This window comes from Pseudomonas sp. NPDC089752 (assembly GCF_044748725.1).
Classification (GTDB): domain Bacteria; phylum Pseudomonadota; class Gammaproteobacteria; order Pseudomonadales; family Pseudomonadaceae; genus Aquipseudomonas.
This window is the reverse complement of sequence record NZ_JBIVGP010000016.1, coordinates 32,230-56,838: the sequence shown is the minus strand read 5'-3', so window position 1 is coordinate 56,838 and position 24,609 is coordinate 32,230. Positions and strand designations below refer to the sequence as shown.

The following is a 24,609-nucleotide window of genomic DNA, read 5'->3' as shown; positions in this document are numbered from 1 at the left end:
AACCAGCATGCCACGCGTACTGACCATCGAAGACGACGCCGTCACCGGCCAGGAAATCGTCGCCGAACTCTCCAGCCACGGCCTGGATGTGGATTGGGCCGACAACGGCCGCGAGGGCTTGGCCAAGGCCATCGCCGGCGGTTACGACCTGATCACCTTGGACCGCATGCTGCCCGAGGTCGATGGCCTGACCATCGTCACCACCCTGCGCAACCTGAAGATCGCTACGCCCATTTTGATGATCAGCGCCCTGTCCGATGTCGACGAGCGCGTGCGTGGCCTGCGCGCCGGGGGTGACGACTACCTGACCAAGCCGTTCGCCTCGGATGAAATGGCCGCGCGTGTCGAAGTGCTGCTGCGCCGCAACAGCGTGCCGATGACCCAGACCCGCCTGCAGGTCGCCGATCTGCAGCTTGACCTGATCAGCCACGAGGCTCGCCGCGGCGAGCAGACGCTCAACCTGCTGCCCACCGAATACAAGCTGCTGGAATACCTGATGCGCCACAGCGGCCAGGTGATCACGCGGATGATGATTTTCGAGGAAGTCTGGGGCTACCACTTCGACCCCGGCACCAACCTGATCGATGTGCACATCGGCCGCCTGCGCAAGAAAATCGATTCCCCCGGGCAGTCGCCGCTGATCCGTACTGTACGGGGCTCGGGCTATGCCATTGCTGAACCCGTCTAAGGGCTGGAGCTCCTCGACCAGCCGCTTGCTGGCGCTGTACAGCTTCCTGTTCGTGGCCTGGAGCAGCATCCTCATGGGGGTGCTGTACTTCGAGGTGTCCAGCTACCTCAACAAGCTGACCCGCCATTCCATGCTGCAACGCCAGCACCTGTTCGCGCACATGAGTGGCAAGCAGCTGGACGACGCCCTGATCGCCAGCCAGGCGTTCGAGGAGCGCGCCTTCGATGCCTACGGCCTGTTCGACGCCCAGCTCAACCCGATCGGCGGGCGTATCCGTACCATTCCGCCGGAGTTGGGCATGGACGGCAAGGTGCATGAACTCAAGCGCTGCCTGGACGCCGATGACCCGCACATGCCACGTGACAGCTGCGATGCGGTGGCAATCAAGGTGCAGGACGGCCGCTGGCTGGTGTTGTTCCGCGACAACGGCTCGTTGTTCGTAGTCACCCGCATCATCCTCGACGCCCTGCTCTGGGGCATCTCCCTGACCCTGATTCCCGGTTTTGCCGGCTGGTACCTGCTGCGGCGCAGGCCCCTGAAGCGCATCCGCGCGATTCAGGCCCAGGCCGAGTTGATCGTCGCCGGTGACCTGACCCACCGCCTGCCGCTGTCGGCCCGGCGCGATGAACTGGACATGCTGGCCGCCATCGTCAACGCCATGCTCGACCGTATCGAACGGCTGATGCACGAGGTCAAGGGCGTGTGCGACAACATTGCCCATGACCTGCGCACGCCACTGACCCGCCTGCGCGCGCAGCTGTACCGCATTCGCCAGCAGAGCCCGGTGGATTCGGCGCAGGCCGAAGCGCTGGACCAGGCCATCGGCGAAACCGATACCCTGATGGCGCGTTTTCGCGGCCTGCTGCGCATCAGCGAACTGGAAGATCGCCAGCGCCGGGCCGGCTTCGTTCAGCTGGACCCACAGGGTTTGCTGGTGGAACTGCACGATTTCTACCTGCCACTGGCCGAGGACGGCGGCATACGCCTGAGCCTGCAGCAACCCGCCCAGTTGCCAGCGCTGCATGGGGACCGTGAGTTGCTGTTCGAGGCGCTGGCCAACCTGATGGGCAATGCCATCAAGTTCACGCCTGAAGGAGGCCAGGTGGTGGTAAGCGCGACACAGGACGATGCTGGCGTGCATATCGCCATCGAAGACAGTGGGCCGGGAATTCCCGAGGAAGAAAGGACTGCGGTGTTGAAGCGGTTCTATCGCAGCGAGGAAGGCCACCGCCACTCAGGCTTCGGGCTGGGGTTGTCGATCGTCGCGGCGATCGTCGACCTGCATGGCTTTGGGCTGGAGATTGGCGAAAGCGAATTGGGTGGGGCGAAGTTGGTGCTGCACTGCAAATAAATGCTGGGGCCGCTATGCGGCCCTTCGCGGGCAAGCCCGCTCCCACAGGTACCGCGCAAGCCTTGAAAGCTGCACAGGACCTGTGGGAGCGGGCTTGCCCGCGAAGGGCTGCAAAGCAGCCCCAATTGCTGATCAGTCAGCCAGACGCCAGGTAGTCCCGCCCTTGCCGTCCTCCAGCACCACACCCATGGCGGTGATCTGGTCACGGATACGGTCGGACTCTGCCCAGTTCTTGTCAGCCCGCGCCTGCAGGCGCGCCTGGATCAAGGCTTCGACTTCAGCCGCATCGACCTTGCCCTCAGCCCCCGCTCGCAGGAAGTCATCGGCCTCCAACTGCAACACACCCAGCACATCACCCAGTTCACGCAGACGACCGGCAAGGCCAGCAGCCGCCTCCAGGTCGCTGTCGCGCAAGCGGTTGATTTCACGCACCAGGTCGAACAGCACGGCGCAGGCTTCCGGGGTACCGAAGTCGTCGTTCATCGCCACGCTGAAGCGCTCGACGAACTCCTCGCCACCCTTGGCCGCCACGCGCGGCAGGCCGCGCAATGCGTGATAGAAGCGCTCGAGGGCGCCCTTGGCATCGCGCAGGCTGTCTTCGGAGTAGTTGATCGCGCTGCGGTAGTGGCTGGCCACCAGCAGGTAGCGCACCACCTCAGGGTGATATACGTCGAGCACGTCACGGATGGTGAAGAAGTTGTTCAACGACTTGGACATCTTCTCGCCATTGATACGGATCATGCCGCAGTGCATCCAGGCGTTGGCGTATTGCTTGCCGGTGGCCGCTTCGCTCTGCGCGATCTCGTTCTCGTGGTGCGGGAACTCCAGGTCGCTGCCGCCACCGTGGATGTCGAAGCTCTCGCCCAGGCAGCAGGTAGACATCACCGAGCACTCGATGTGCCAGCCCGGCCGGCCCGGACCCCACGGCGAATCCCAGTACGGCTCGCCCGGCTTGACGCCTTTCCAGAGGACGAAGTCCAGCGGGTCTTGCTTGGCTTCGTCGACTTCGATGCGAGCACCGATACGCAGGTCTTCGATCTTCTTGCGCGACAGCTTGCCGTAGCCGGCGAACTTGCCCACCCGGTAGTACACGTCGCCGTTGCCCGGCGCGTAGGCGTAGCCCTTGTCGATCAGGGTCTGGATCATCGCGTGCATGCCGACGATATGGTCGGTGGCACGCGGCTCCAGGTCCGGCTTGAGGATGTTCAGGCGGCGCTCGTCTTCGTGCATCGCGTCGATCATGCGGGCGGTCAGCGCGTCGAAGGTTTCGCCGTTCTGATTGGCCCGGTTGATGATCTTGTCGTCGATGTCGGTGATGTTGCGCACATAGGTCAGCTCGTAGCCGCTCTTGCGCAGCCAGCGGGTGACCAGGTCGAAGGCCACCATGCTGCGGCCGTGGCCCAGGTGGCAGTAGTCGTACACGGTCATGCCGCAGACGTACATGCGCACGTTGTTGCCATCGAGCGGCGTGAAGACTTCCTTGGTTTTGCTCAGCGTGTTGTAGATGGTAAGCACGGCGGTTCCTTAGCTGCCCCAGGAGTCACGCAGGGTGACGGTGCGGTTGAACACCGGGCGGCCCGGCTGGCTGTCCTTGAGGTCAGCGCAGAAGTAGCCTTCGCGCTCGAACTGGAAGCGGTCCTCAGGCTGAGCCTGGCCCAGCGACGGCTCGGCGCGGCAGCCGGTGAGCACTTGCAGCGAGTCCGGGTTGATGTTGTCGAGGAAGCTGGCGCCCTCCTCGGCCTTTTCCGGGTTCGGCGAGCGGAACAGGCGGTCGTACAGGCGCACTTCGCACTCGACGCTGGCGTCTGCCGGCACCCAGTGGATCACGCCTTTGACCTTGCGGCCTTCAGGGTTTTTGCCCAGGGTGTCCGGGTCGTACGAGCAGCGCAGTTCGACGATGTTGCCGTCGGCATCCTTGATCGCTTCATCGGCGCGGATCACGTAGCTGCCGCGCAGGCGCACTTCACCGGCCGGCTCCAGGCGCTTGTAGCCCTTCGGCGGCTCTTCCATGAAGTCGTCGCGGTCGATGTACAGCTCGCGGGCGAACGGCAGCACGCGCACGCCCATGTCTTCCTTCGGGTGGCGCGGCAGCTCGAGCTGCTCGACCTGGCCTTCCGGGTAGTTGGTGATGACCACTTTCAGCGGGCGCAGCACGCACATGGCGCGCGGTGCGGTGCGATCGAGGTCGTCACGGATGCTGAATTCGAGCATCGACATGTCGACCACGCCGTCGGAGCGGTTGGTGCCGACCATTTCGCAGAAGTTGCGGATCGAGGCCGGGGTGTAGCCGCGGCGGCGGAAGCCCGACAGGGTCGACATGCGCGGGTCGTCCCAGGCAGTCACGTGCTTTTCGTCCACCAGCTGCTTGAGTTTGCGCTTGGAGGTGATCGTGTAGTTCAGGTTCAGGCGGCTGAACTCGTACTGGCGCGGATGCGCCGGCACCGGCAGGTTGTCGAGGAACCAATCGTACAGCGGGCGATGGCCTTCGAACTCGAGGGTGCAGATCGAGTGGGTGATGCCTTCGATGGCATCGGACTGACCGTGGGTGAAGTCGTAGTTCGGGTAGATGCACCACTTGTCACCGGTCTGGTGGTGGTGAGCGTGGCGAATGCGGTACAGGATCGGGTCGCGCAGGTTCATGTTCGGCGACGCCATGTCGATCTTGGCGCGCAGCACCCGCTCACCGTCCTTGAATTCGCCGGCCTTCATGCGCGCGAACAGGTCAAGGTTGTCTTCGACGCTGCGCTCGCGGAACGGGCTGTTCTTGCCAGGCTCGGTCAGGCTGCCACGGTATTCCTTGGCCTGATCAGGGGTCAGGTCGCAGACATAGGCCTTGCCACGCTTGATCAGCTCAACGGCCCAGTCGTGCAGCTGGTCGAAGTAGTTGGACGCATAACGCACGTCGCCGGCCCAGTCGAAGCCCAGCCATTTGACGTCGCTCTGGATGGCGTCGATGTATTCCTGGTCTTCCTTGGCCGGGTTGGTGTCGTCGAAGCGCAGGTGGCAGACGCCGCCGAATTCCTTGGCCAGGCCGAAGTTGACGCAGATCGACTTGGCGTGGCCGATGTGCAGGTAGCCGTTGGGCTCCGGCGGAAAACGAGTGACGATGCTGGTGTGCTTGCCCGAGTCCAGGTCGGCCTGGATGATCGGCCGCAGGAAGTTCGCAGGGACGGCGGGGGCGCCTTTGGCAGCGGCGTTGGGCGCGTTGTCGGCAGTGGGCTTGCTCATAGGATCCTTGAATGCACGTGTCCGGCCTGGGTAGGCCGATTGAATCAAAGGGCCTATCATAGCCGAAGCAGTCAAGCTGCTGACAGCCGCGCCCGGACAAACTGCCGTGATTTATCGCAGCTTTTTGCCGCAAGCTGGCAAAATGGCCCGTGCGCGCCATGTGTCGCGATCGCCCGATCCTGCGTCAGGTGAACTACCGGCGCACTGCGCACCCTAATTCCCAAATGCCTTGAAAGAGCGAATTTGAGCATGACCCAAGTCAAACTGACCACCAACCACGGCGACATCGTCATCGAACTGAACGCTGAAAAGGCCCCGATCACCGTGGCCAACTTCATCGAATACGTTAAGGCAGGCCACTACAGCAACACCGTATTCCACCGCGTAATCAAAGGTTTCATGATCCAGGGCGGCGGTTTCGAGCCAGGCATGAACGAGAAGCGTGACAAGCGTGCCAGCATCCAGAACGAAGCCGACAACGGCCTGAAGAACGACAAATACACCATCGCCATGGCCCGTACCATGGAGCCGCACTCTGCCTCGGCGCAGTTCTTCATCAACGCTTCCGACAACGACTTCCTCAACCACAGCGGCAAGAATGTCCAGGGCTGGGGCTACGCGGTATTCGGCAAAGTGACCGAAGGCACTGAAATCGTCGACGCCATCGAGAAGGTCGCCACCGGTTCCAAGGCTGGCCACCAGGACGTGCCGAAAGACGACGTGATCATCGAGAAAGCCGAGATCATTGGGTGATACTGCTGATCTCTGATCTGCACCTGCAAGAAGAACGCCCGGACATTACCCGGGCGTTTCTTGATCTGCTTGACGGTCGCGCGCGCCACGCCAAGGCGTTGTACATCCTTGGCGACTTCTTCGAAGCGTGGATCGGCGACGACGCCATGACGCCGTTCCAGCAGTCGATCTGCCAGGCCTTGCGCCAGCTGAGCGACAGCGGCACGGCGGTCTACCTGATGCATGGCAACCGTGATTTTCTGCTTGGCCAGGATTTCTGCAAGGCCGCGGGCTGCACGCTGCTGGCCGACCCGAGCGTAATCAGCCTGGGCGGCGAGCAGGTCTTGCTGATGCACGGAGACACCCTGTGCACCCGCGATGTGGGCTACATGAAGATGCGCCGCTACCTGCGCAACCCGCTGACGCTGTGGATTCTGCGGCACCTGCCGCTGTCCACACGGCACAAGCTTGCGCGCAAGCTGCGCAGTGAAAGCCGCTCGCAGACACGCATGAAAGCGACCGACATCGTCGACGTCACACCGGAGGAAGTACCGAAGGTGATGGCGGCACACGGCGTGAAAACGCTGGTGCATGGCCACACGCACCGCCCGGCGATCCACAAGCTGGTGGTGAACGGCGAGCCTGCCCGGCGCATCGTGCTGGGGGATTGGGACCGTCGTGGCTGGACCCTGCAGGTGGATGGCCAGGGCTTTGCGCTAGAGCCGTTCGAGTTTTCCTGAAACTTAGGCGGTAGCTATACCGGCCTCTTCGCGGGCAAGCCCGCTCCCACAGGTTTTCCACAGTTCTCAGGCATTGTGGGGTAGTTGTGGGAGCGGGCTTGCCCGCGAAGAGGCCGGCACAGGCTTAAGTTTATTTCTGGCTCGCCACCGATCCCTTGTCCCGCTCACTGATCACATACTGCCGATACTCCGGATCAGCCTTTATCTGCGCCTCGGTGAACGGGATCGGCGCCAACTGCTTGGCCGAGAACGCCTTGGTCTGATCGCTGGCGTGCGCTGAAGCGGCTTCGCTGGACTGCGAGAACGCCAGCAACCCGCGTGCTTGTGGCCCCTGTTCGGTGAAGCTGACCAGCTGCAGGTAACTGGTACCGCTGACCACCAGGCGCTTGCCTGGCCCGTGCGGCACGCTGAAGATCGCGTTATACACCCCCAGCCCCTGCGGACCACCCGGCACTGGTGTGCCATCGGCCGACTGCTGGATCTGCCCCCATCGGCTACCCTCGTCAACACCCGCCTTGGCCACCTGCTGCAGCGAGGCCAGCGCCGCTTCACGCAGCAATTTGCGCACTGCAGCCTGTTCGACCGCCAGGCCTCGCGGTGTGTGTTGCGGATCCGCCGGGTCGAACGCCACTCGCCAGCTTTCCGGGTGTTTGGCCAGCGCCTCGACGATATTCTGGAAATGCACCAGGCCGATGCCACTGTTCAGGTCGGCCTTGCCATTCCAATTGACCAGGCTTGCGCACAGCGACTGCAAGTCGGCCTCAGCGCCTTCGCACCATTGCCGCAGGTCTGGCAGCACCAGGCTGGCCACGTAGACTTCATCATCCAGCACCATATTCTGCAGATCCTGCACGCCAATCTTGGCACTGCCCTGCAAGCGCTCCAAGGCAAAGCGACCGCGCATGCCCAGCGGCTGGTCGCTACGGCTGACCAGGGGCGAAAAACCTGTCAACGGCTGGGCCGGGTTGGTCATCCAGGCCGGGTCGTTGGAGCTTTGCACGAAGTCGTTGCGCTCAAGGCTTGGCAACAAATGCGCCGGGAAGATACCGGGCTGCGCCGCCTGCGCATCGACCTTCCACTGGCAAGCGCTGCGTGAGCCATCCAGCACCACCAGCGGCCCCTGCATCGCTGGGTTGCTGCATTGGCTCAACAGCTGCTGGTCCACATAAGGCACCACCGACTGGTTCAGGTACAGCGCCTGGCCGGCGGCGTCCACGGCCAGTGTATTCACCCAGGGAATACCTTGCAGCTGCTCGACCGACCCCTTCAGCGCATTCAAGCTATCGGCCCGATTGATGCGATACCACTGCTGCAGCACGCGGGTATTTTCCAGGTTGGCGTCGCGCAGGCTGTAGGCCGCCTTGTTATCCCAGTCCAGGCGCCCCGGCCATTGCACCACCGGCCCGAATTTCGAACTGTATATCTGGCGTTCCACCTTGCTCAAGGTGCCATCGGCAGCCTTGACCGTGACGCTCACAGCCTCACGGGCCAGCGGCAATGACTCGCCATCGAGCAGGTAACGGGTCGAGTCCTTGGGGTCGAGTTGCAAACGGTAGAGCGTGAAGTGCTTGGAGGTATCGACGGTATGGGTCCAGGCCAGGTGACGATTGAAACCGATATTCACCATCGGCAGGCCGGGCAATGCGGCGCCCATCACATCCAACTGACCGGGGATGGTCAGTTGCATCTGGTAGAAACGCATTCCGCCCATCCACGGGAAATGCGGATTGGCCAGCAGTAGGCCGCGGCCATTGGCCGAACGTTCGGCGCCGACCGCAACGGCATTGCTGCCGCGCTCCGAGGCAAAACGTTGCTGCTGGGCCAGCGCCGCCCCAAATGCGGGCGCCCCGTGCTGACTGGCCAACTGCGGTGGCTGAGCCGCCGCCACCGCCTCGGCAAACTGGCCCAGACCGCCCTCTGCCAAAAGGCGACGGGTCAGCTTGATCAAATCCAGGCTGGTGATCGGCCGCAGCCATTCACCGCCCCCACATTCGGCAGGCAGCCCTTGACTACGCCGCTCGGCCAGCGCGCGGTTGAAGCCACTGGCGTAGCCCTCAAGCAAATCCCGGACCTGAGTGGGCTGGGCCTGAAGGAAACCGCTCACTGCCGTCGGCGCGTTGAACCAGGTGAAGAACAGGTCGCTGGCGAGGTTATCGCGCTGCTCCAGGGTTTTGCCTTGCGCGCCGAAGTAGCGCGAGCGTTCGCCGTTGACAGTCAGCACTTCATTGGCCAATAGGCACAAATTGTCCTGGCCGTAGGCATAGCCAATGCCGTAGCCCAGGCCACGCTCATCCTTGGCGACGATATGCGGCACACCGAAGCTGGTGCGGCGAATCTGGGCACTGGCATCAGTGCTGGTTTCCCGCGCCTGTGCGGCAATGCTGGAGGCGACCAGTACAGCCGCCAGGCTTGCACAGGTCAGGGGACGCGATATTGAGAGCACGGGCATTCCTCGGATCCAAGGGGTATTCCCGGTCAGACGAATGGCTGGATGAAAATTTTACGCAAGATGAGCAACAGAATCGTCTTCATGGAGGGGCGCAAAATCTTTTTCGCACAAAAGCTGCAGATTTTCCGTTCTCATTCGTCCTACTAAGTGAGGCACCCATATTTCGGGATAGTCCACGAAAAGGAGCATTCACATGTACAACCCGCAACCCTCATTGCAGGCCGGGCACGCCCCGACCAAGGCGGCCAATGGACAGGACGCCTGCGGGGAAGAGCGTGTCGGCAACGAACAGATTCGCGAGCTGCTGCGTACCTACGGCCTGCGTACCAGCCTGATCCGCCTGAAGGTGATCGATGCCCTGCATAACGCCAACCGGGCTGGCCGCAGCATCGGCGTGCGCGGCGTGCATGCGCAACTCGAACAACTGGACATTCCGCTGTCGTTCCTCAGCGTACGCGAAGTGCTCAAGCGGCTGTGCGCAGAGGGCGTGATCAACCTGGGGAGTGACAAATGCTACAGCCTCAATCCGCAAGCGCGGGCTGTGCTTGACCAACCCTTGGTCCGCTGAGCGTATGGCCGGCCAGCCCTGGCCGGCCGGCACAGGTCAGGGTTTGACCTTGCGACGCAGAATCCCGTTGATCACCACCACGACCACGGCAATGGCGATCGCCAGGATCTGGAAGGTCTGCTCAGTGATCGTGCCCTGCTTTTGCAGATGCGACAGGCCCAGCATGAGGCCGAGCACCACCAGGATGATCAGAAGCGAGTATTTGAGGCGCTGCACGTGTGTCATGTAAATTTCCTTGCAACATCGGGGCAATCGGCTCGCAAAGAGCCGCTGCAATGATACAACGCCCTTGGTCTTCGACGCTGTATTTACTTGCACTGTGAACGCTGGGGCGTTTGCTTACCGCTCTCGCCGTGGACTGCCGCCACGCGCGTCCCTGGGTGACTCTCCCTGCACACCGAGGGTATAGGCACCCAATGATGCTCCAAGAAAGAGTTGTTGCGGTATATCAGGGCCTGCAGACCATGACTGAGGCGGTGTCCTACATCGCTGGAAATTTATGCCTGCAAATCCTGCCCACCGAGACTACAAGCATCAGCCCAATTGTCACCTAGCGACAGCCTTCGCCGCTCACTGACAATTCAGCCATGCCAACGACAGCCCGCCGCTGGCCATCGCCGACCCGCTTTCACGGATCTTCATGACATCGTGCTGCATTTTGCACGAGGGAGCCTCATATGGAATTGCCCGATCTTACAGCCATCGACATCAGCCAATTGCCGCACTCGTTGCAGGCATTGATCGAATGCATAGGTATTGAAAACGCCTACCGGCTGACCTGCGCTTACGGTGGCAGGCCCAAGTACATCCCTAAACATCGCGAGCGAACCAAGCTTGCCGACATCCTCCCCAGCGATGCATTGGATGCGCTGATCAGGCGTTTTGCCGGAGTGGCCCTGGAAATTCCCAAGGCGGACCATTTCCTGCGGCAACTGCGCAATCTGCAAATCCAGAAGGAGAGCGCCGATGGCTTGTCGCGCAGCCTGCTGGCTGACAAGTACGGCCTGAGCCTGCGTCAGATTGGCAACATTCGCCGTCAGGAACCCTACGTTCGCTGATCACCAGCGAGCTCATCAGGGCCGTCTTGCACTGCTGACGGCCCTTAGAAATCGCGCTTGTAAAAGATATCCAGTGAACTCGCCAGCCCGCTGGCCGCCTCCAAATACACCTTCTTGCTCAATTTGTAGCGCAGTGCAATGGTGTTGGCCGGCTCGAATACCCCGACCCCATAACGCAAGCTGAGCTTCTCGGTCAGGTTGCCACTGGCTACCACGCTGGTGGTGTTGCCGGAGCCTTCGGTGTCCAGCTGGAAGTCTTCGATACCCAGTCCCGACGCCAGGCTGCCGGTAATTCCGGCGCTGCCCGCCAGCCCCAGGCCCAGAGCCGCTTCGGCCAGCATATTGTTGTCTTCACCGGAAGTACCCAATGGGCGCCCCAACACCAGATAGGACAATGCCTGCTCCTGGCTCATGGCCGGCTCCGAGAACACCTTGGTGGTGGGTTGCTCGGCGCTGCCGCTCAGGCGAATACCTGCAATCACGTCATCGACCTGGCGGATGGCTTCGATATCCAGGTATGGCTGGTCGATGGGCCCGGCAAACAGCAAGCGTGCGCGGCGGATGGTGAGGCGCTGGCCATAGGCACGGTAGCGACCATCGGCCAGGCTCAGCTCGCCACGGGTATCCATGTTGTCGCCGATGTGCACATGGCCGAGCAGGTTGGCCGTCAGGCCAAAGCCGCTGAACGACAGCTTGTCCTGCCCCACCTCTACATCGATGTCCATGGCCATCGCCAAAGGTGGCTTGCCCTCTTCGGTTTGATGGCCAACGATGACGGTATCGTCCGACACCTTGACAGTCGATGGCGGCAGCTCGCGCACGGTGATCTTGCCCTTGGGCACTTGCACCTTGCCGGTAACCGCCATTTTGTCGTCAACCAGGCGCAAGGTCAGGTCGGGTGCCACGTCGAGGGTTGCATAAGGCTCAACGGTGACCGGCAACTGCTGGCCCTGCAGGCGCAGGTCCATGCCCAGGGCCTGGCCCCAGGTCAAGTGCCCGGCCAATTGACCACGGCCCGCCTCACCGCTGCGCCAGTTGCCATTGAGCTGCACCTGTTCGCCGGCTATCAGCGCTTGCAGCGAGAGGTCCTGCACACTCACCGGCAACTCGGCGCCACTGACTTCACCACCGCTGAGCATCAGGTTGCCGTTGACCTGCGGAGCCAGCAAGGTCCCGGACAACCGACAACTGCCATTCAATTGCCCGGTCAGCCGCTCGACCATTGGCACGAACGGTCGCGCAACCGACAGATCAAGGCCAGTCAATCGGAAGTCCCCTGACAGCGGTTTGTCCTTGCCCAATGGGTCGATGCGGGCATCGACGCTCAGCTCACCCAGGCGTTCGCCGCGGAAGTTCAGACGGGTATCGATACGGCGCGGTGCGAGGGTGCTGTCCAGGCGCAGCGCTTGATACGGAAAGTCGACCCAACGCCCGTTGTCGCGAACCCGCAGCGTGCCGCCACTGGCATCGACGCTGAAGGTACCCTTGGGGCCGCTCGCCGGAATATCCAGATTGACGTCGGCATTGAGCAGGCCGCGCCAGGCAAAATCCTTCGGCAGCCATTGCGCCAGGCTGTCCAACGGGAACTGCTCGAGGTGGTAGCGCAAACGCGGCTCCGGAGCCAGGCGCTGGTCCTCGCCGCACAGGCTGGCCTGGCCAGAGCGCCAACAATGCGCAGCAAAGTCCAACTGGCCGCTGGCCAGGCGCTGCAGGCGCGCCGGCGCTTGCAATTGCCAGTCCTGGCCGCCCGCCTGGATTCTGCCGCTGGCCAGGCGGCCGCGCCAGTCGCCTTTGTTCAACTGGCCATCGAGGCCCAGGTCGAGCTTCAATTGCGGGCCATCGAGACCTAGGGTCAGGGCCTGCTGACGGATATCGCCCTTGCCATTGGCCTGCAAGGTGCCCAATACCGTTTCGCCCACTCGAATACCGTTGGCTTTGAGGTCGATCACGCCGCGCTGGGCACTGTCCAGGCGCGCATCCAGGTCAAGGCGTTGGATACGGTTTTCTTCCTGAGCCAGTCGCTGGCCCTGCAAGCTCAGGGTGCCTTGGGGAGCGTTCAGCGTACCGCCAACATCCAGCCGTCCTTTGGCCTGGCCTTGCAGCCCTGGCCACAATTGCCCGAGCCGTGGCAGGTCGAGGTCGATACGCCCCGCCAGTCGCTGCTGCAAGCTGCCACTGCCATTGATCCGGTTGTCACCCAGCTGCACGGCAAGCGCGCCAAGCGTCCAGTTCTGCCCTGCCCCCTCGGCCTCGACCTTGAGTACCGCCGGCTGGCCCCGCAGGCGGCCCTTGAGGTCAAGCTGGGCATCAAGGGTCAGCTGTTCGCCCTTCAGTTCCCCTTTGCTGCGCAACGGGCCGGCCAAGGTACCGGGTAATTCGGCGAGCCAATAGGCTGGGTCGAGTGCCGACAACTCCAGGTCGACATCCCAGGCCAGGGTATCGGCGAAGCGCACGGCGACGCTGCCGGCAGCCTTGCCTTGACCTGCAGTGAGGGCCAATTGGGGCAAGCGTACCTGGCCCAAGTCGCCCTCGAACGGGCTGGCCAGGGTGAACGCCCCGGCGGGGCCATCAAGGTCACCATTGAACGTACCTTGGTAGCTGCCATCGCGGTATTGCACCTGAGCATTGAAGCGTTTGAGCGTAACCTCTGGGGGCGTCTCCAGAGGGTACAGGCGCAGCCAAGGGAAATCCTGCCAGTCGAGCTTTGCATCCGCTACCAGCCCCTTTTGCCAGTCAGCGCTGGCTTGCAGCTTGACCCGCTGGGTATCGCTGGCTGTCAGGTCCAGGGCATCCAGTTTCGCTCCCTTGGCATCGACCTTACCCGTCAGAGCCAGGGCAATCGGTGCGTGTTCGGCTGGCAGGTTGGCGCTGCCGGACAGCTGATAGCCCTTGAGCAGATCGCCCTGGGCATCGAGCTTGAGCTGATTGAGTTGCAGTGTGTCGGGCAGCGATCCGGCCGCTTTGAAGGCATCGGAGCGAATCTGCAGCTTGGCCGGTAGATCCTCGGCCAAGGCCTGTAATTCGCCGGTCAGACGCGCATTGAGGTAGCCGCTGCTGGTCGCATCGAGCGCCAGGGTTTTCTGCAATTCACCCTTGGCGGACAGCGCCAATTGCCAGGCCTGCCCTTCCACGGCAGGCAATTGCACCTGCCCCTGGAGCTGCACCGGCCAGTCACCCTCGGGCTGCACGTCGCCTTGTACATCCAGATGCAAGTCATCGCGTTGCAATTTCAGGCTGTCGATGCGCAACCCGGTGGCCGTCCAGTGCGCTGCCAGGTGCAGGTCGCCAAGCAGGTCGCTGCCATCCAGGCGCAATTGGCCAACCTTGACTTCACCCAGCTCGATGGCCACTGGCAGACGCAAAGCCGGGAGCTGCAACGGACCGTCGTCGGCAGGTTGGTCGCTCGGCGCAAAGGCCATGTCGATACGTTGTGCATGCAGTTGATTGATGCACAGCCTGGCACGCAGCAAGCATGCGGGCGACCAGTTCAGCAACGCTGACTGCACGTCGACCCGGTTGCCACCGTCCATCCAGCTCAGGCGACTGGCCTGCCAGCTGCCTGCCAGACGCCCCCGGAAATCGTCGACTTCCAGGCCCGGCACGCGCCCCAGCACCCAGCGGCTCCCGCCTTCAGTGCCAAGCAACATGCCCAGGGCCAGCACCACCACCAGCACACTGCCGAGCACGCCCAGCAGGATGAATTTGAACACACGCATCACAGCTCAGGCCCCATGGAAAAGTGCAGGCGGATCCCACCGTCGTCATCGAGGGCCTTGGCCAGGTCCAGGCGCAACGGCCCAACCGGAGAAACCCAACGCACACCGAAGCCCACCCCGGTCTTGAGGCTGGGCAGTTCCAAGTTATTGAATGAGTTGCCCTGGTCGACGAAGGTCGCCACGCGCCATTTTTCGGTCAACGAATATTGGTACTCGACACTGCCGGCCACCAGGTAGCGGCCACCGATGCGGTCGCCGTCGCTGTTCTTCGGCGACAGCGTCTGGTAGTCGTAACCGCGCACGCTCTGGTCGCCACCGGCAAAGAAGCGCAGCGATGGCGGAATGTTGTTCTGGTAGCCATTGGTGGCACTGCCACCGAACTGCACACGGCCCAGCAAGCGGTGGTTGTGGCCGAGTGTGGTCAGGCCCTTGAGCAGGACATTGCCATGCAAGAGGTTGGTGTCGGAAACCAAGCCCTCCTTGGCCACCTGGGTATCGAATTGCAGGCGATAGCCATTGTGCGGGTCGATGCGATTGTCGCTGCGCAGATAGGAGAAGCTCACACCGGGCATCAGCAGGTTGCTCAGACCCGAGTCATCACCCAGGCGATATTCCTCGCGTTGGTACTTGAGCGAAATCACCCGCTGCCAGCCGCTGGGCAATTTGCTGTGCCATTCGGGGCCCACGGTCAGCAACTTGCTGAGGGTATCGGTGCCGGCAATCTCTTCGTTCTGATAGCCGCCAGCGAAGCGCAGCTTGTCGGTCAACGGCGGGTCGAGGGGCACGTCGTACCACAGGCCAACGTTCTGCCGGGGCGCCGACAGTTCGGTTTCCCAACCATAGCTGTGGCCTTGGGGATTGACCCAATGGCGTGTCCAATTGGCCTTGCCGCGTGGGCCGACATCGGTAGAGAAGCCCAGGCCCAGGCCCATTGTCCGAGGTTTGCGGGTATCAAGACGAACGTCCACGGGAATTTGCTCCGCCACCGCGGCGGTAGGTGCGGCATCTACCCGCACGCCCTCGAAATAGCCACTCGATTGCAGGTCGTTGTTCAGCTCGGCGATCAGCTCTGAATCATAGGGGGTGCCCGGCTTGAACGACACCATGCGCTGCAGCAGGTCTTCATCCAGCGGCGTGTCACCACTGAAGCTCACCGCCCCCAGGCGATAGCGCGGGCCACTCTGGTAAACCAGTTCGATATCGGCCACTCCCGCCTGCGGATCCACCGCCAGGCGCTGACGACTGAAGCGGCCACTGAAGAAGCCGTAACGCGAAGCCTGGTTCTGGATCAGACGTTTGGCGTCCTCATACAGCCCGTGGTTGAGTTGCTCGCCGGCGCGCAATGCCTTGCTGTCGGGTATGCGAAATGCCTTCATCTCGCTGGCCGGCCCTTCTATGCGCACGGTCACGTTACGCAGGTGCACGGGCTCACCGGGGTCGATGTGGATGATCAGCTTGGCGTGTTGGTCGGCCTTGGCAGGTGGCTTGACCTCGGTGTCGATCTGCGCCTGATAGTAGCCAAGTGCCTGCGCGGCTTTGCGCGCCTGCTCCTGCGCCCCGCGGCTGAAGCGCAGCAGCGCCTCTTCGTCGCGGTCGCCAAGGGTACCGATATAGCCTTCGACATTGGCCTTGAGCGCCTTGTTGGCCGGTTTTACCTGCACCAGCAACTCGCTCTGCCCCCATGCTGCGAAACTGGCGGCCCAGATAACCAGGCCCCAGGTTAGTCTTCCTGAATACGTCATGCGGCGCATGCTACCAGAGCCGGGCGCTCAAGGGAGCGGCCTGTCAGGCAATTGAAGACAAGGATGATACTGGGTTGGGATGAAAGAACACCCTTTCTCGGATTGGCCCTACCGCTACTTCGCCTATCTCCTCATAGCCCTGGCGCTCGTAGAAGGCCAGGTAGTGCTCATTGCCCGAATCGAGCACCACGCCTTGAGTGTTAGGATCCTCGGCGCACCAGTCGTGCACAGCCTGTAACAATTGTTCACTGTAGTGCTGGCCGCGAAATTGTGGGTGCACGCCCAGCAACGGCAGCATGTGGACCTGCTCCGTCGGCAGGCAACTGGTGAGCGCCGCCTGATAATCCATGTAGCGACGGGTACAGCGCTGGCCAGTGCCGAGCAGCATACGCAGGCGCCAGGCCCAGCTGTCTGCCACGCCCAACCTGCGCTGTGGCGGCACGATCAGTGCCAGCGCAATCAGGCGGTCATCCAGCAGCAGGCCGATGGCCGGCAACTGCAGATAGAAGTGTTGACGAACCCACTCGCGCACCATGACCCGCAAGCGCCGTTCATAACCAGGGCGCTGGGCCTCGAAGATATAGGCAAAGGTCGGCTCGTGGCGGTAGGCGTTGTACAGCAGCGAACGCGCCTCACGGCTGTAGCCGTCATCGAGCGTGCAGATGCGGGCCTGGGCGACAGTGGCTTCGAGCATTGCGGGCAGTCCTCCTGGAATGGGCATACAGTGCCTTGGAGGTGCCCCACAGCGCTTCGTTCACCTCTTCGTGCACGTTAGCAGTGCCCGCAAGAAGCTGCCACGCTGGTGATGACGGCCGATGTCGGCTAGCATCCGGCCTTTTATCAGGATTGTCTTTCCATGAAGATCGTCTGTTTCAACATCAACGGCCTGCGGGCCCGCCCGCACCAGCTGGCGGCGCTGATCGAGAAGCACCAGCCGGACGTGATCGGCCTGCAGGAAACCAAGGTCAGCGACGATCAGTTCCCATTGGCCGATGTGCAAGCCCTGGGTTACCACGTGCATTACCACGGTCAGAAAGGCCACTACGGCGTGGCCCTGCTCTCGCGCCAGGCGCCGCTGAGCCTGTTCAAAGGTTTTACCACCGATGAGGAAGAGGCCCAGCGCCGGTTCATATGGGGTACGTTCGCCGATGCCGACGGCACGCCGATCACGATCATGAATGGCTACTTCCCCCAGGGCGAGAGCCGCGACCACCCCACCAAGTTCCCGGCCAAGCAGCGCTTCTACAGCGACCTGCAGGCGCTGCTCGAGGGCCAGTTCAAGAATGACCAGCCGCTGCTGGTAATGGGCGACATGAACATCTCGCCCCAGGACTGCGACATCGGCATCGGCCCGGACAACGCCAAGCGCTGGCTGAAAACCGGCAAGTGCAGCTTCCTGCCGGAGGAACGCGAGTGGATGGAGCGCCTGAAGGGATGGGGCCTGGTGGACAGCTTCCGCCACCTGCATCCGGAAGTCGCCGACCGCTTCAGCTGGTTCGACTACCGCAGCCGCGGGTTTGAAGATGAGCCCAAGCGTGGCCTGCGCATCGACCTGATCATGGCCTCGCAGCATCTGGTGCCGCGGATCAAGGCGGCGGGGGTGGACTATGACCTGCGCGGGATGGAGAAGCCTTCGGACCATGCGCCGATCTGGCTGGAGTTGAGCTGACCCTGCGGCCTCTTCACCCTGTGGGAGCAACTGTCTCGCTCAAAATTAAAGAAGTTGCGCAATAGTTGTGGGAGCGGCGGTGCGGCGATCCGACTTGCCCCGCGAAGCAGGCACCGCGCTGGATGGCAGGGCTTCGCCCGTGTTCGCGGGACAAGCCCGCTCCCACAGGGATCGCATGCCGCCTGAGGCATTTCGCCGGTAGGAGCGGATTCATCCGCGAAGCAGGCACCGCGGTGTATGGCACGGGCTACGCCCGTGTTCGCGGCTGAAGCCGCTCCCACAGCTCAATCCGCGCAGCTTTTTAAGTTTTGTGGAAGACAGTTGCTCCCACAGGGCCGCTCGCTAAAGCCCCAAGCGCAACGCCTCCCCCACCCCTGCCCCACGCTCATCGTTCGCTGCACTCACCAGGGCGAAATTGTACGCCCCGTGCGACCAGTACCGCGCCTCCAACTGGCCCTCGACCCGATGCCCTTGGGGCATGCGCTCGTAACGTTCGCCCGGTGAACGCAGGAACAGGCTGATGCGCTGGCCATTACGGTCCTGGAACACCAACAAAGCCGCCGGCCCCTGTTCGTTGCTCAGCAATCGCGCGCCCACCGGCTGGAAGCCGTAACCGGTCAGATCAGGCAACTGGCCCACGCGGTTGAAGTGCCGGCCAAGCCAGTTGCGCAACTGCGTCGGGTCACTGGCCTGGATATCCAGCGCCTCACTGCCGGCAAACAACCGGTGCGCCTGAACGGCATCGGCCATGGGCAACACATTGCCCGCCAACGTCACCTGCCGCACTTGCCAGCCTCCCAGCCCGCCAACGCCCAAGGCAAGCAACAGCATCGCAGCGGATGCCAAACGCCGCTGGCGGCGTTGGCGCAGGCGCCGCTGCACCTGCCCCAGGTCCAGCTGCACAGCACCCGGTTGTTCGCCAAAGCCTGCCAGCGCTGCCCTCAGCCGCCGGGCATCGTCGCGCCAGGCTTCAATACGCGCTGCCTCGTGCGGGTTGGCCGCCAGCCACACCTGCACCTCGGCGCGGCGCGTGGGTTCAAGCCGGTCGTCGACGTAGGCGTGCAGCTCGTCTTCGCTGGGAATCAGGCGTGTCATTTCAGTCTCCGCAAGGCCGGGGGCCGGGGGTTGCTCTCGGTCAGTTCACGCAGTGCGGCACGGGCGCGGGACAAGCGCGACATCACCGTGCCGATAGGGATTTGCAGCGCCTGAGCCGCTTCCTTGTAGCTCAAACCTTCGACACTGACCAGCAGCAGCAGGGCGCGCTGTTCGATCGGTAAGCGGGCGAAGGCTTCAAGGTCCGCCTGGGCCAGCACGATGCTCTCGATGTTGCCGCCGATCGCTTCATCTTCACGCTGGTCACGGCCAAACCACGACAACCAGCGCGCATGCAGGCGTTCGCGGCGCTTGCCATCGAGAAACAGCCGGTAAAGGATGGTGAACAGCCAGGCGCGCAACGCATCGGCGTCGCGCTGCTGGTTGCTGCGGCTCAGGGCGCGCTCAACGGTGCCCTGTACCAGATCGTCGGCACTGCCCGGCTCGCGGGTCAGCCACAAGGCAAAGCGGGTCAGCCGCTGCAGCAACTCGCGCCACTGCTTTTCGTCCAGGTCGTGCATGGCAAGATACCGGCCTTCGGGGTTACTCAGTGTATGGGGCAGACGCCTGGCAGGAAAATCTATTCCCGTCGATGGAATAAGTTTTCCCTTGCGCCGTCGTACCGGCATCTTCACTGAACCGGATGAAACACAATGAACTCACCCTTGCACGGGCCGGCCAAGGCCCTGCGCCTGGCCGGTATCGGCGCCGTGATGCTGGCCCTGGGCGCAGGCTTTGCCTATGCGGCCGGCTGGATCGGCAAGCCGCAACTGACCCCGCAACGCATCATCGACACCTTCGAGGCCCAGGCCGGCCACTACCCAGGCTACCGTAAGAACCACGCCAAGGGCTTGTGCGTCCGCGGCTATTTCCAGCCCACCGGCCAGGCCGCCGCGCTGTCGACGGCGCGTGCGTTCAGCCAGGACCACGTGCCGGTGATCGGCCGTTTCGCCATCGGCGGCGCCAACCCGTTCGCACCCGACACCGGCATACCGGTGCGCAGCCTGGCGATCCAGCTGAGCACCGACGACGGCCAGGTCTGGCGCACCGGCATGAACAACCCGCCGGTGCTGGCGGTAAGCACCCCGCAAGGCTTCTACGACCTGGTGCTGGCCGGCGCGCCGGACCCGTCCACCGGCAAACCGGACCCGGCCAAGCAGCAGGCATTCTTCGCTGCCCACCCGGAAAGCGCGGCGTTCCGCCAATGGGCCGCGAACTACAAAGCCAGCGACAGCTTCGCCAGCACGCAATATCACAGCATCAACGCCTTCCGTTTGGTCGATGGCAGCGGCGCCGTTCAGCCGGTGCGCTGGCAGCTTGAGCCGCAGACGCCTTTCGCGGCGTTGCCCGCCCAGGTCGATGACAAACAGTTTCTGCAACATGACCTGCAGCAGCGCCTGGCCCAAGGCCCGCTGCGCTGGACCCTGCGCCTGGTCCTGGCCAACCCCGGCGATGCCCAGGACGACCCGGCCAGCCCCTGGCCCGCCGACCGGCGCAGCGTCGATGCCGGCACCCTGGTCATCGAACAGGTCGATGCCCCTGAACAAGGCGCCTGCCGTGACCTGAACTTCGACCCGCTGATTCTGCCGACCGGCATCCAACCGTCCAATGACCCGATCCTTGCCGCCCGCTCGGCCGCCTATTCGGAATCCTTCAACCGCCGCAGCCGCGAATCCCTCGGCGCAGGAGCTCACCCATGAAGCCTGAAGCTTTCCACCCGCTGGCTCGCCTGCTGCACTGGCTGATGGCGATACTGATCCTGACCATGCTGTTCATTGGCGTGAGCATGGTCGGCGACCTTTCGCTGCGCCACCCTCTGCTGGTGGAGTTGCACAAGGCAACCGGCCTGGCATTGCTGATCCTGGTGATCGTGCGTATCGGCCTGCGCCTGACGCTGCCCCACCCGTCCCTGCCACAGGATCTGCCCGCCCTGCAGCGTTTCGCTGCTGGCGCCTCGCACCTGCTGCTCTACGGCTTGATGCTGGCCATGCCACTGCTGGGCTGGGCGATGCTGTCGGCTGGCGGTTATCCACGCCCGCTGCAACTGCCGGCGATCGCCCCGCATGACCTGCAACTGTACGCGGTGCTGCGCCAGGCTCATGGCTGGGCCGGCTACTTGTTGTTCGCCACGGTGCTGGTGCACCTGGGCGCCGCGCTCATGCATGCACTGGTGCGTCGAGATGGAGTGTTGCGTAGCATGTGGCCAGGCCCCTTGCGTCGCAGTGAGTGAAGACAGGCAAGGCAGGCTCGACAAACGATAAGTATTCTCATTAAGCTGAGCCGCTTCCGCTCACCTGCCCTGGACTGCCCAATGAATGCCGCAAAGGACCCTGCCACCCTGACGCCTGCCAGCACCTTGGACTTACGCCCGCTACTGCTGGCCAACATGGCCTGCACCATGTCGATGATGGCCTTCGTCGCCCTGATCGGGCCCATCGCCCGGCTGCTCGGCATGGCCACCTGGCAAGCCGGCGCGGCGGTGACCGTAGCCGGTGTGGTCTGGGTGCTGCTCGCCCGCCCCTGGGGCCGCGCCGCTGACCGCTTGGGCAGGCGGCGTATTCTGTTGCTGGGAAGCGCTGGCTTCACCCTGGCGTACTGGCTGCTGTGCCTGTTCGTGGAAGGCGCCCTGCGCTGGCTGCCAGGGGCGACGCTGGCGTTCGTCGGGCTGATGATCGCGCGCGGCTGCATCGGGGCCTTCTATGCCGCCATTCCGGTGGGCTGCAACGCGCTGATCGCCGACCATGTCGCACCGCAACAGCGGGCGCGGGCCATGGCCTCGCTGGGTGCGGCCAACGCCGTCGGCCTGGTGTTGGGGCCTGCACTGGCGGCGCTGCTGGCACGGCACAGCCTGAGCCTGCCGTTCCATGTGATGTCGCTGCTGCCCGCCTGCGCGTTCCTGGTCTTGCTGTTCAAACTCAAGCCGCAACCGCTGGCCGTCAGCCATGCACCCAGCCCGGTACGCTTGAGCGACCCGCGCCTGCGCCGGCCGCTGCTGGTGGCCTTCAGCGCGATGCTCAGTGTGACGGTGTCGCAGATCGTCGTCGGTTTCTTCGCCCTCGACCGCCTGCACCTGGCGCCGGCCGAGGCCGCCCAGGCCGCAGGTATCGCCCTGACCACGGTGGGCGTGGCGCTGATCCTGTCGCAGGTGATCCTGCGCCAACTGGAGTGGCCACCGCTGAAGATGATCCGCGTGGGGGCGAGCGTCTCGGCGCTGGGCTTCGCTGCGGGCACGCTGGCGACCAGTGCGCCCTGGCTGTGGGGTTGCTATTTTGTCGCCGCTGCGGGCATGGGCTTCGTGTTCCCATCGTTTTCGGCACTGGCGGCCAACGCCATGCAAGCGTCCGAACAAGGCGCTACCGCTGGCTCCATCGGCGCCGCGCAGGGCATGGGCGCGGTGATCGGCCCGCTGGCCGGTACGCTGGTCTACGCCCTTGACCCACGGCTACCGTTCCTGGCGGTGGCACTGCTGTTGCTGCTGGTCGGGCTGTGGCCGATGCCGCGCGAACAACGCGCCTGACAAGCACTGCGCGCAAGCCTGCAGAGTGTGTTTTAATGCGTCGCTCATTATTTTTAACACCTCTGATTACAAGGCGGCTATGGACACAGGGACACGACTCAAACTGGTGCGTGAACGCAACAGCCTTTCCCAGCGGGAACTGGCCCGTCGCAGCGGGCTGACCAATTCGACGATCTCGCAGATCGAACAGAACCGCGTCAGCCCTTCGGTCAGCTCCCTGAAAAAACTGCTCGAAGGGATCCCGATGACCCTGGCGGAGTTCTTCAGCTTCGACGAGCCGGTACGGGAAGAGCGCTTCGTGTTTCGTGCCAGCGAACAGCCGGACCTGGGTCGCAATGGCCTGCGCATGCTGCTGGTCGGCGCCAGCGTCGAGGCCCGGCAGATGCGCATGCTGCGCGAACTGTACGCACCGGGCGCCGACTCGGGCGAGCCGATCGTGCATGCCGAAGGCGAGGAATGCGGGCTGGTCACACGCGGGACCGTAGAGCTGTGGGTCGATGGCCAGGTCAGCATCCTCAACTCTGGCGATGGCTACTACATCCCCACGACCCTGCCGCACAGCTTCAAGAACATCGGCCAGGACGAGGCGGAAATCATCAGCGCCAACACCCCGGCCAATTTCTGATTCCGTTGTGAGCCTGGCGGCCTCTTCGTGGTAGCCCGCGAAGAGGCCGTCATGTTTATCGCTGCAACGCCTCTTCGACGAAATCCAGGCGATCCTGACCGAAGTACATCTGCCCGTCGACAAAGCAGGTAGGCGCACCAAACACCCCACGCTCCACAGCTTCCTCGGTCACCTGCTTGAGCCTCGCCTTCACTTCGGCGTCAGTCGACAAGGCATGAAACTCGGCCGGATCGAAGCCCGCCTCCCTCAACACCTGCTCCAAAACCTCGATATCCGCGAAGTTACGGCGCTGCGCCCACATGCCATTGAGTAACGCCGACAGCAAGGCCTCGAAACGATCCGGCGAGCGCAGCTGAATGCCGATCACGCCGCGCATCAAGGCCAGGGTATTGAGCGGGAAGCCTGGCGGTAACCCGAACGGCACGCCATAGCGCGCAGCAAAACGACCAAGATCGGTGAACATGTAGCGCCCTTTGGCCGGGATCATCGCGGGCGACGCATTGCCCGTGGCCTGAAAGACGCCGCCGAGCAACATCGGCCGAAACTGCAGTGTTGCGCCATGGCGGGCGCACAGGGCAGGCAGTTGGGTCCAGGCCAGGTAACTGGCCGGGCTGCCCAGATCGAAAAAGAACTCCACGGTCTTGCTCATGCAGCACACTCCTTTGATGAGTCGGGGCTTACCAACGCTCCATCCACGGGCGCAGGTCCAGTTCGAAGGTCCAGGCATCGCGGGGCTGTGCGTGCAGGAACCAGTAGCTGTCGGCGATGTGCACAGGGTCGAGAATGCCGTCCTGATCCTTGAGCGCATAGCGTTCAGGGAAACTGTCGCGGATGAAGGCGGTGTCGATGGCGCCATCGACCACCACGTGGGCAACGTGGATATTGCGCGGCCCCAACTCCCGCGCCATGCTCTGCGCCAACGCGCGCAGGCCGTGCTTGGCCCCGGCGAAGGCGGCGAAGCCAGCCGCCCCTCGTGTACCGGCGGTGGCGCCGGTGAACAAAATAGTGCCGCGCTCACGGGCCACCATGCGCCGCGCTACCGCCTGGGCAGTGAGAAAGCCGGCAAAGCATGCCATTTCCCATATCTTGAAGTACTTGCGCGGGGTTTCTTCGAGGATGCTGCACGGTACATTCGCACCGATATTGAAGACAAAAGCGTCGATGGGGCCGATATCACGCTCGATGGTTTCGACTAACGCCGCAACTTCATCTTCTCTGCGCGCATCCGAACCGAAGCCATGGGCTTGACCGCCTGCAGCGCGGATCTCATCCACCAGCGGCTGCAGTTTCTCGGACTGACGACGGGTCACGCAGGCGATATACCCCTCACGGGCGAAGCGCTTGGCGATTTCGCCGCCGGTGGCATCACCCGCACCAATCACCAGCACCACTTTTTGTTGTTCTGTCATGCGCGCCTCCATGGATGAATGATCG

22 protein-coding genes are annotated in these 24,609 nt (G+C 63.3%); 11 read left to right on the top strand and 11 right to left on the bottom strand.

The window, feature by feature from the left end; genetic code table 11:
* Window positions 1-7: 7 nt before the first annotated feature.
* Complete coding sequence (locus tag ACIPZF_RS22555; RefSeq protein WP_400803408.1) at window positions 8-688, top strand: response regulator transcription factor; 681 nt, start codon at window positions 8-10, stop codon at window positions 686-688.
* Entirely contained in the window at window positions 666-2,039 is a 1,374-nt protein-coding gene (locus ACIPZF_RS22550; RefSeq protein ID WP_400803405.1) for a sensor histidine kinase, read from the top strand. Before ACIPZF_RS22555 ends, ACIPZF_RS22550 begins: the two co-directional genes overlap by 23 nt.
* 132 nt (window positions 2,040-2,171) lie before the next feature.
* Here ACIPZF_RS22550 and cysS read toward each other — a convergent pair whose 3' ends face one another.
* Window positions 2,172-3,554, bottom strand: a complete 1,383-nt coding sequence (gene cysS, locus ACIPZF_RS22545; RefSeq protein ID WP_400803404.1) for a cysteine--tRNA ligase — start codon at window positions 3,552-3,554, stop codon at window positions 2,172-2,174.
* 9 nt (window positions 3,555-3,563) lie between these two features.
* Window positions 3,564-5,267, bottom strand: a complete 1,704-nt coding sequence (locus ACIPZF_RS22540; protein WP_400803402.1) for a glutamine--tRNA ligase/YqeY domain fusion protein — start codon at window positions 5,265-5,267, stop codon at window positions 3,564-3,566.
* Between the two features lie 249 nt (window positions 5,268-5,516).
* On the opposite strand from ACIPZF_RS22540, the gene ACIPZF_RS22535 reads away from it, so the two are divergent.
* A complete protein-coding gene (locus ACIPZF_RS22535; RefSeq protein WP_400803399.1) occupies window positions 5,517-6,020 on the top strand; it encodes a peptidylprolyl isomerase in 504 nt (167 codons plus the stop codon).
* Window positions 6,017-6,739, top strand: coding sequence for a UDP-2,3-diacylglucosamine diphosphatase (locus tag ACIPZF_RS22530; RefSeq protein WP_400803398.1), 723 nt, complete (start codon window positions 6,017-6,019; stop codon window positions 6,737-6,739). Before ACIPZF_RS22535 ends, ACIPZF_RS22530 begins: the two co-directional genes overlap by 4 nt.
* A gap of 130 nt (window positions 6,740-6,869) precedes the next feature.
* Here ACIPZF_RS22530 and ACIPZF_RS22525 read toward each other — a convergent pair whose 3' ends face one another.
* Window positions 6,870-9,188, bottom strand: coding sequence for an acylase (locus tag ACIPZF_RS22525; RefSeq protein WP_400803397.1), 2,319 nt, complete (start codon window positions 9,186-9,188; stop codon window positions 6,870-6,872).
* A 193-nt stretch (window positions 9,189-9,381) separates the two neighbouring features.
* On the opposite strand from ACIPZF_RS22525, the gene ACIPZF_RS22520 reads away from it, so the two are divergent.
* The gene (locus ACIPZF_RS22520; RefSeq protein WP_400803394.1) at window positions 9,382-9,756 is read left to right on the top strand and encodes a fe2+ zn2+ uptake regulation protein; all 375 of its coding nucleotides are present in this window, start codon (window positions 9,382-9,384) and stop codon (window positions 9,754-9,756) included.
* A gap of 36 nt (window positions 9,757-9,792) precedes the next feature.
* Here ACIPZF_RS22520 and ACIPZF_RS22515 read toward each other — a convergent pair whose 3' ends face one another.
* The gene (locus ACIPZF_RS22515; RefSeq protein ID WP_400803392.1) at window positions 9,793-9,981 is read right to left on the bottom strand and encodes a hypothetical protein; all 189 of its coding nucleotides are present in this window, start codon (window positions 9,979-9,981) and stop codon (window positions 9,793-9,795) included.
* 452 nt (window positions 9,982-10,433) lie between these two features.
* Here ACIPZF_RS22515 and ACIPZF_RS22510 point away from each other — a divergent pair, with 452 nt between their 5' ends.
* Entirely contained in the window at window positions 10,434-10,814 is a 381-nt protein-coding gene (locus ACIPZF_RS22510; RefSeq protein WP_400803390.1) for a Mor transcription activator family protein, read from the top strand.
* Between the two features lie 44 nt (window positions 10,815-10,858).
* On the opposite strand, the gene ACIPZF_RS22505 is transcribed toward ACIPZF_RS22510, so the two are convergent.
* The 3 genes from ACIPZF_RS22505 to ACIPZF_RS22495 are packed head-to-tail and all read right to left on the bottom strand — an operon-like array spanning window position 10,859 to window position 16,966.
* Window positions 10,859-14,533 carry a translocation/assembly module TamB domain-containing protein gene (locus tag ACIPZF_RS22505; protein ID WP_400803387.1) on the bottom strand — a complete coding sequence of 1,225 codons (3,675 nt, stop codon included), beginning with the start codon at window positions 14,531-14,533 and terminating at the stop codon, window positions 10,859-10,861.
* Entirely contained in the window at window positions 14,530-16,272 is a 1,743-nt protein-coding gene (locus tag ACIPZF_RS22500) for an autotransporter assembly complex family protein (RefSeq protein ID WP_400803385.1), read from the bottom strand. Before ACIPZF_RS22500 ends, ACIPZF_RS22505 begins: the two co-directional genes overlap by 4 nt.
* Before the next feature lie 43 nt (window positions 16,273-16,315).
* Window positions 16,316-16,966, bottom strand: a complete 651-nt coding sequence (locus ACIPZF_RS22495; RefSeq protein WP_400803383.1) for a GNAT family N-acetyltransferase — start codon at window positions 16,964-16,966, stop codon at window positions 16,316-16,318.
* A 162-nt stretch (window positions 16,967-17,128) separates the two neighbouring features.
* Between ACIPZF_RS22495 and xthA the strand changes: the two genes are divergently transcribed.
* Window positions 17,129-17,941: an exodeoxyribonuclease III gene (gene xthA, locus ACIPZF_RS22490; RefSeq protein WP_400803381.1), complete on the top strand. Its 813-nt coding sequence runs from the start codon at window positions 17,129-17,131 to the stop codon at window positions 17,939-17,941.
* A 342-nt stretch (window positions 17,942-18,283) separates the two neighbouring features.
* Here xthA and ACIPZF_RS22485 read toward each other — a convergent pair whose 3' ends face one another.
* Both ACIPZF_RS22485 and ACIPZF_RS22480 read right to left on the bottom strand, forming a co-directional pair.
* Window positions 18,284-19,036: an anti-sigma factor family protein gene (locus tag ACIPZF_RS22485; protein WP_400803378.1), complete on the bottom strand. Its 753-nt coding sequence runs from the start codon at window positions 19,034-19,036 to the stop codon at window positions 18,284-18,286.
* Window positions 19,033-19,554, bottom strand: coding sequence for a sigma-70 family RNA polymerase sigma factor (locus ACIPZF_RS22480; protein ID WP_400803377.1), 522 nt, complete (start codon window positions 19,552-19,554; stop codon window positions 19,033-19,035). Before ACIPZF_RS22480 ends, ACIPZF_RS22485 begins: the two co-directional genes overlap by 4 nt.
* Before the next feature lie 132 nt (window positions 19,555-19,686).
* On the opposite strand from ACIPZF_RS22480, the gene ACIPZF_RS22475 reads away from it, so the two are divergent.
* From ACIPZF_RS22475 to ACIPZF_RS22460, 4 genes are all read left to right on the top strand, one after another.
* The gene (locus tag ACIPZF_RS22475; RefSeq protein ID WP_400803375.1) at window positions 19,687-20,733 is read left to right on the top strand and encodes a catalase family peroxidase; all 1,047 of its coding nucleotides are present in this window, start codon (window positions 19,687-19,689) and stop codon (window positions 20,731-20,733) included.
* A complete protein-coding gene (locus ACIPZF_RS22470) occupies window positions 20,730-21,263 on the top strand; it encodes a cytochrome b (RefSeq protein ID WP_400803373.1) in 534 nt (177 codons plus the stop codon). The genes ACIPZF_RS22475 and ACIPZF_RS22470 overlap by 4 nt, the downstream gene beginning before the upstream one ends.
* 81 nt (window positions 21,264-21,344) lie before the next feature.
* Entirely contained in the window at window positions 21,345-22,550 is a 1,206-nt protein-coding gene (locus tag ACIPZF_RS22465) for an MFS transporter (protein WP_400803371.1), read from the top strand.
* 79 nt (window positions 22,551-22,629) lie between these two features.
* Window positions 22,630-23,175, top strand: a complete 546-nt coding sequence (locus tag ACIPZF_RS22460) for a cupin domain-containing protein (protein ID WP_346613135.1) — start codon at window positions 22,630-22,632, stop codon at window positions 23,173-23,175.
* Window positions 23,176-23,230: 55 nt separating this feature from the next.
* Here ACIPZF_RS22460 and ACIPZF_RS22455 read toward each other — a convergent pair whose 3' ends face one another.
* Together ACIPZF_RS22455 and ACIPZF_RS22450 are read right to left on the bottom strand one after the other, a co-directional pair.
* Window positions 23,231-23,824, bottom strand: coding sequence for a 2-hydroxychromene-2-carboxylate isomerase (locus tag ACIPZF_RS22455; protein ID WP_400803369.1), 594 nt, complete (start codon window positions 23,822-23,824; stop codon window positions 23,231-23,233).
* Between the two features lie 28 nt (window positions 23,825-23,852).
* The gene (locus ACIPZF_RS22450; protein ID WP_400803366.1) at window positions 23,853-24,584 is read right to left on the bottom strand and encodes an SDR family oxidoreductase; all 732 of its coding nucleotides are present in this window, start codon (window positions 24,582-24,584) and stop codon (window positions 23,853-23,855) included.
* Between the last annotated feature and the right edge of the window lie 25 nt (window positions 24,585-24,609).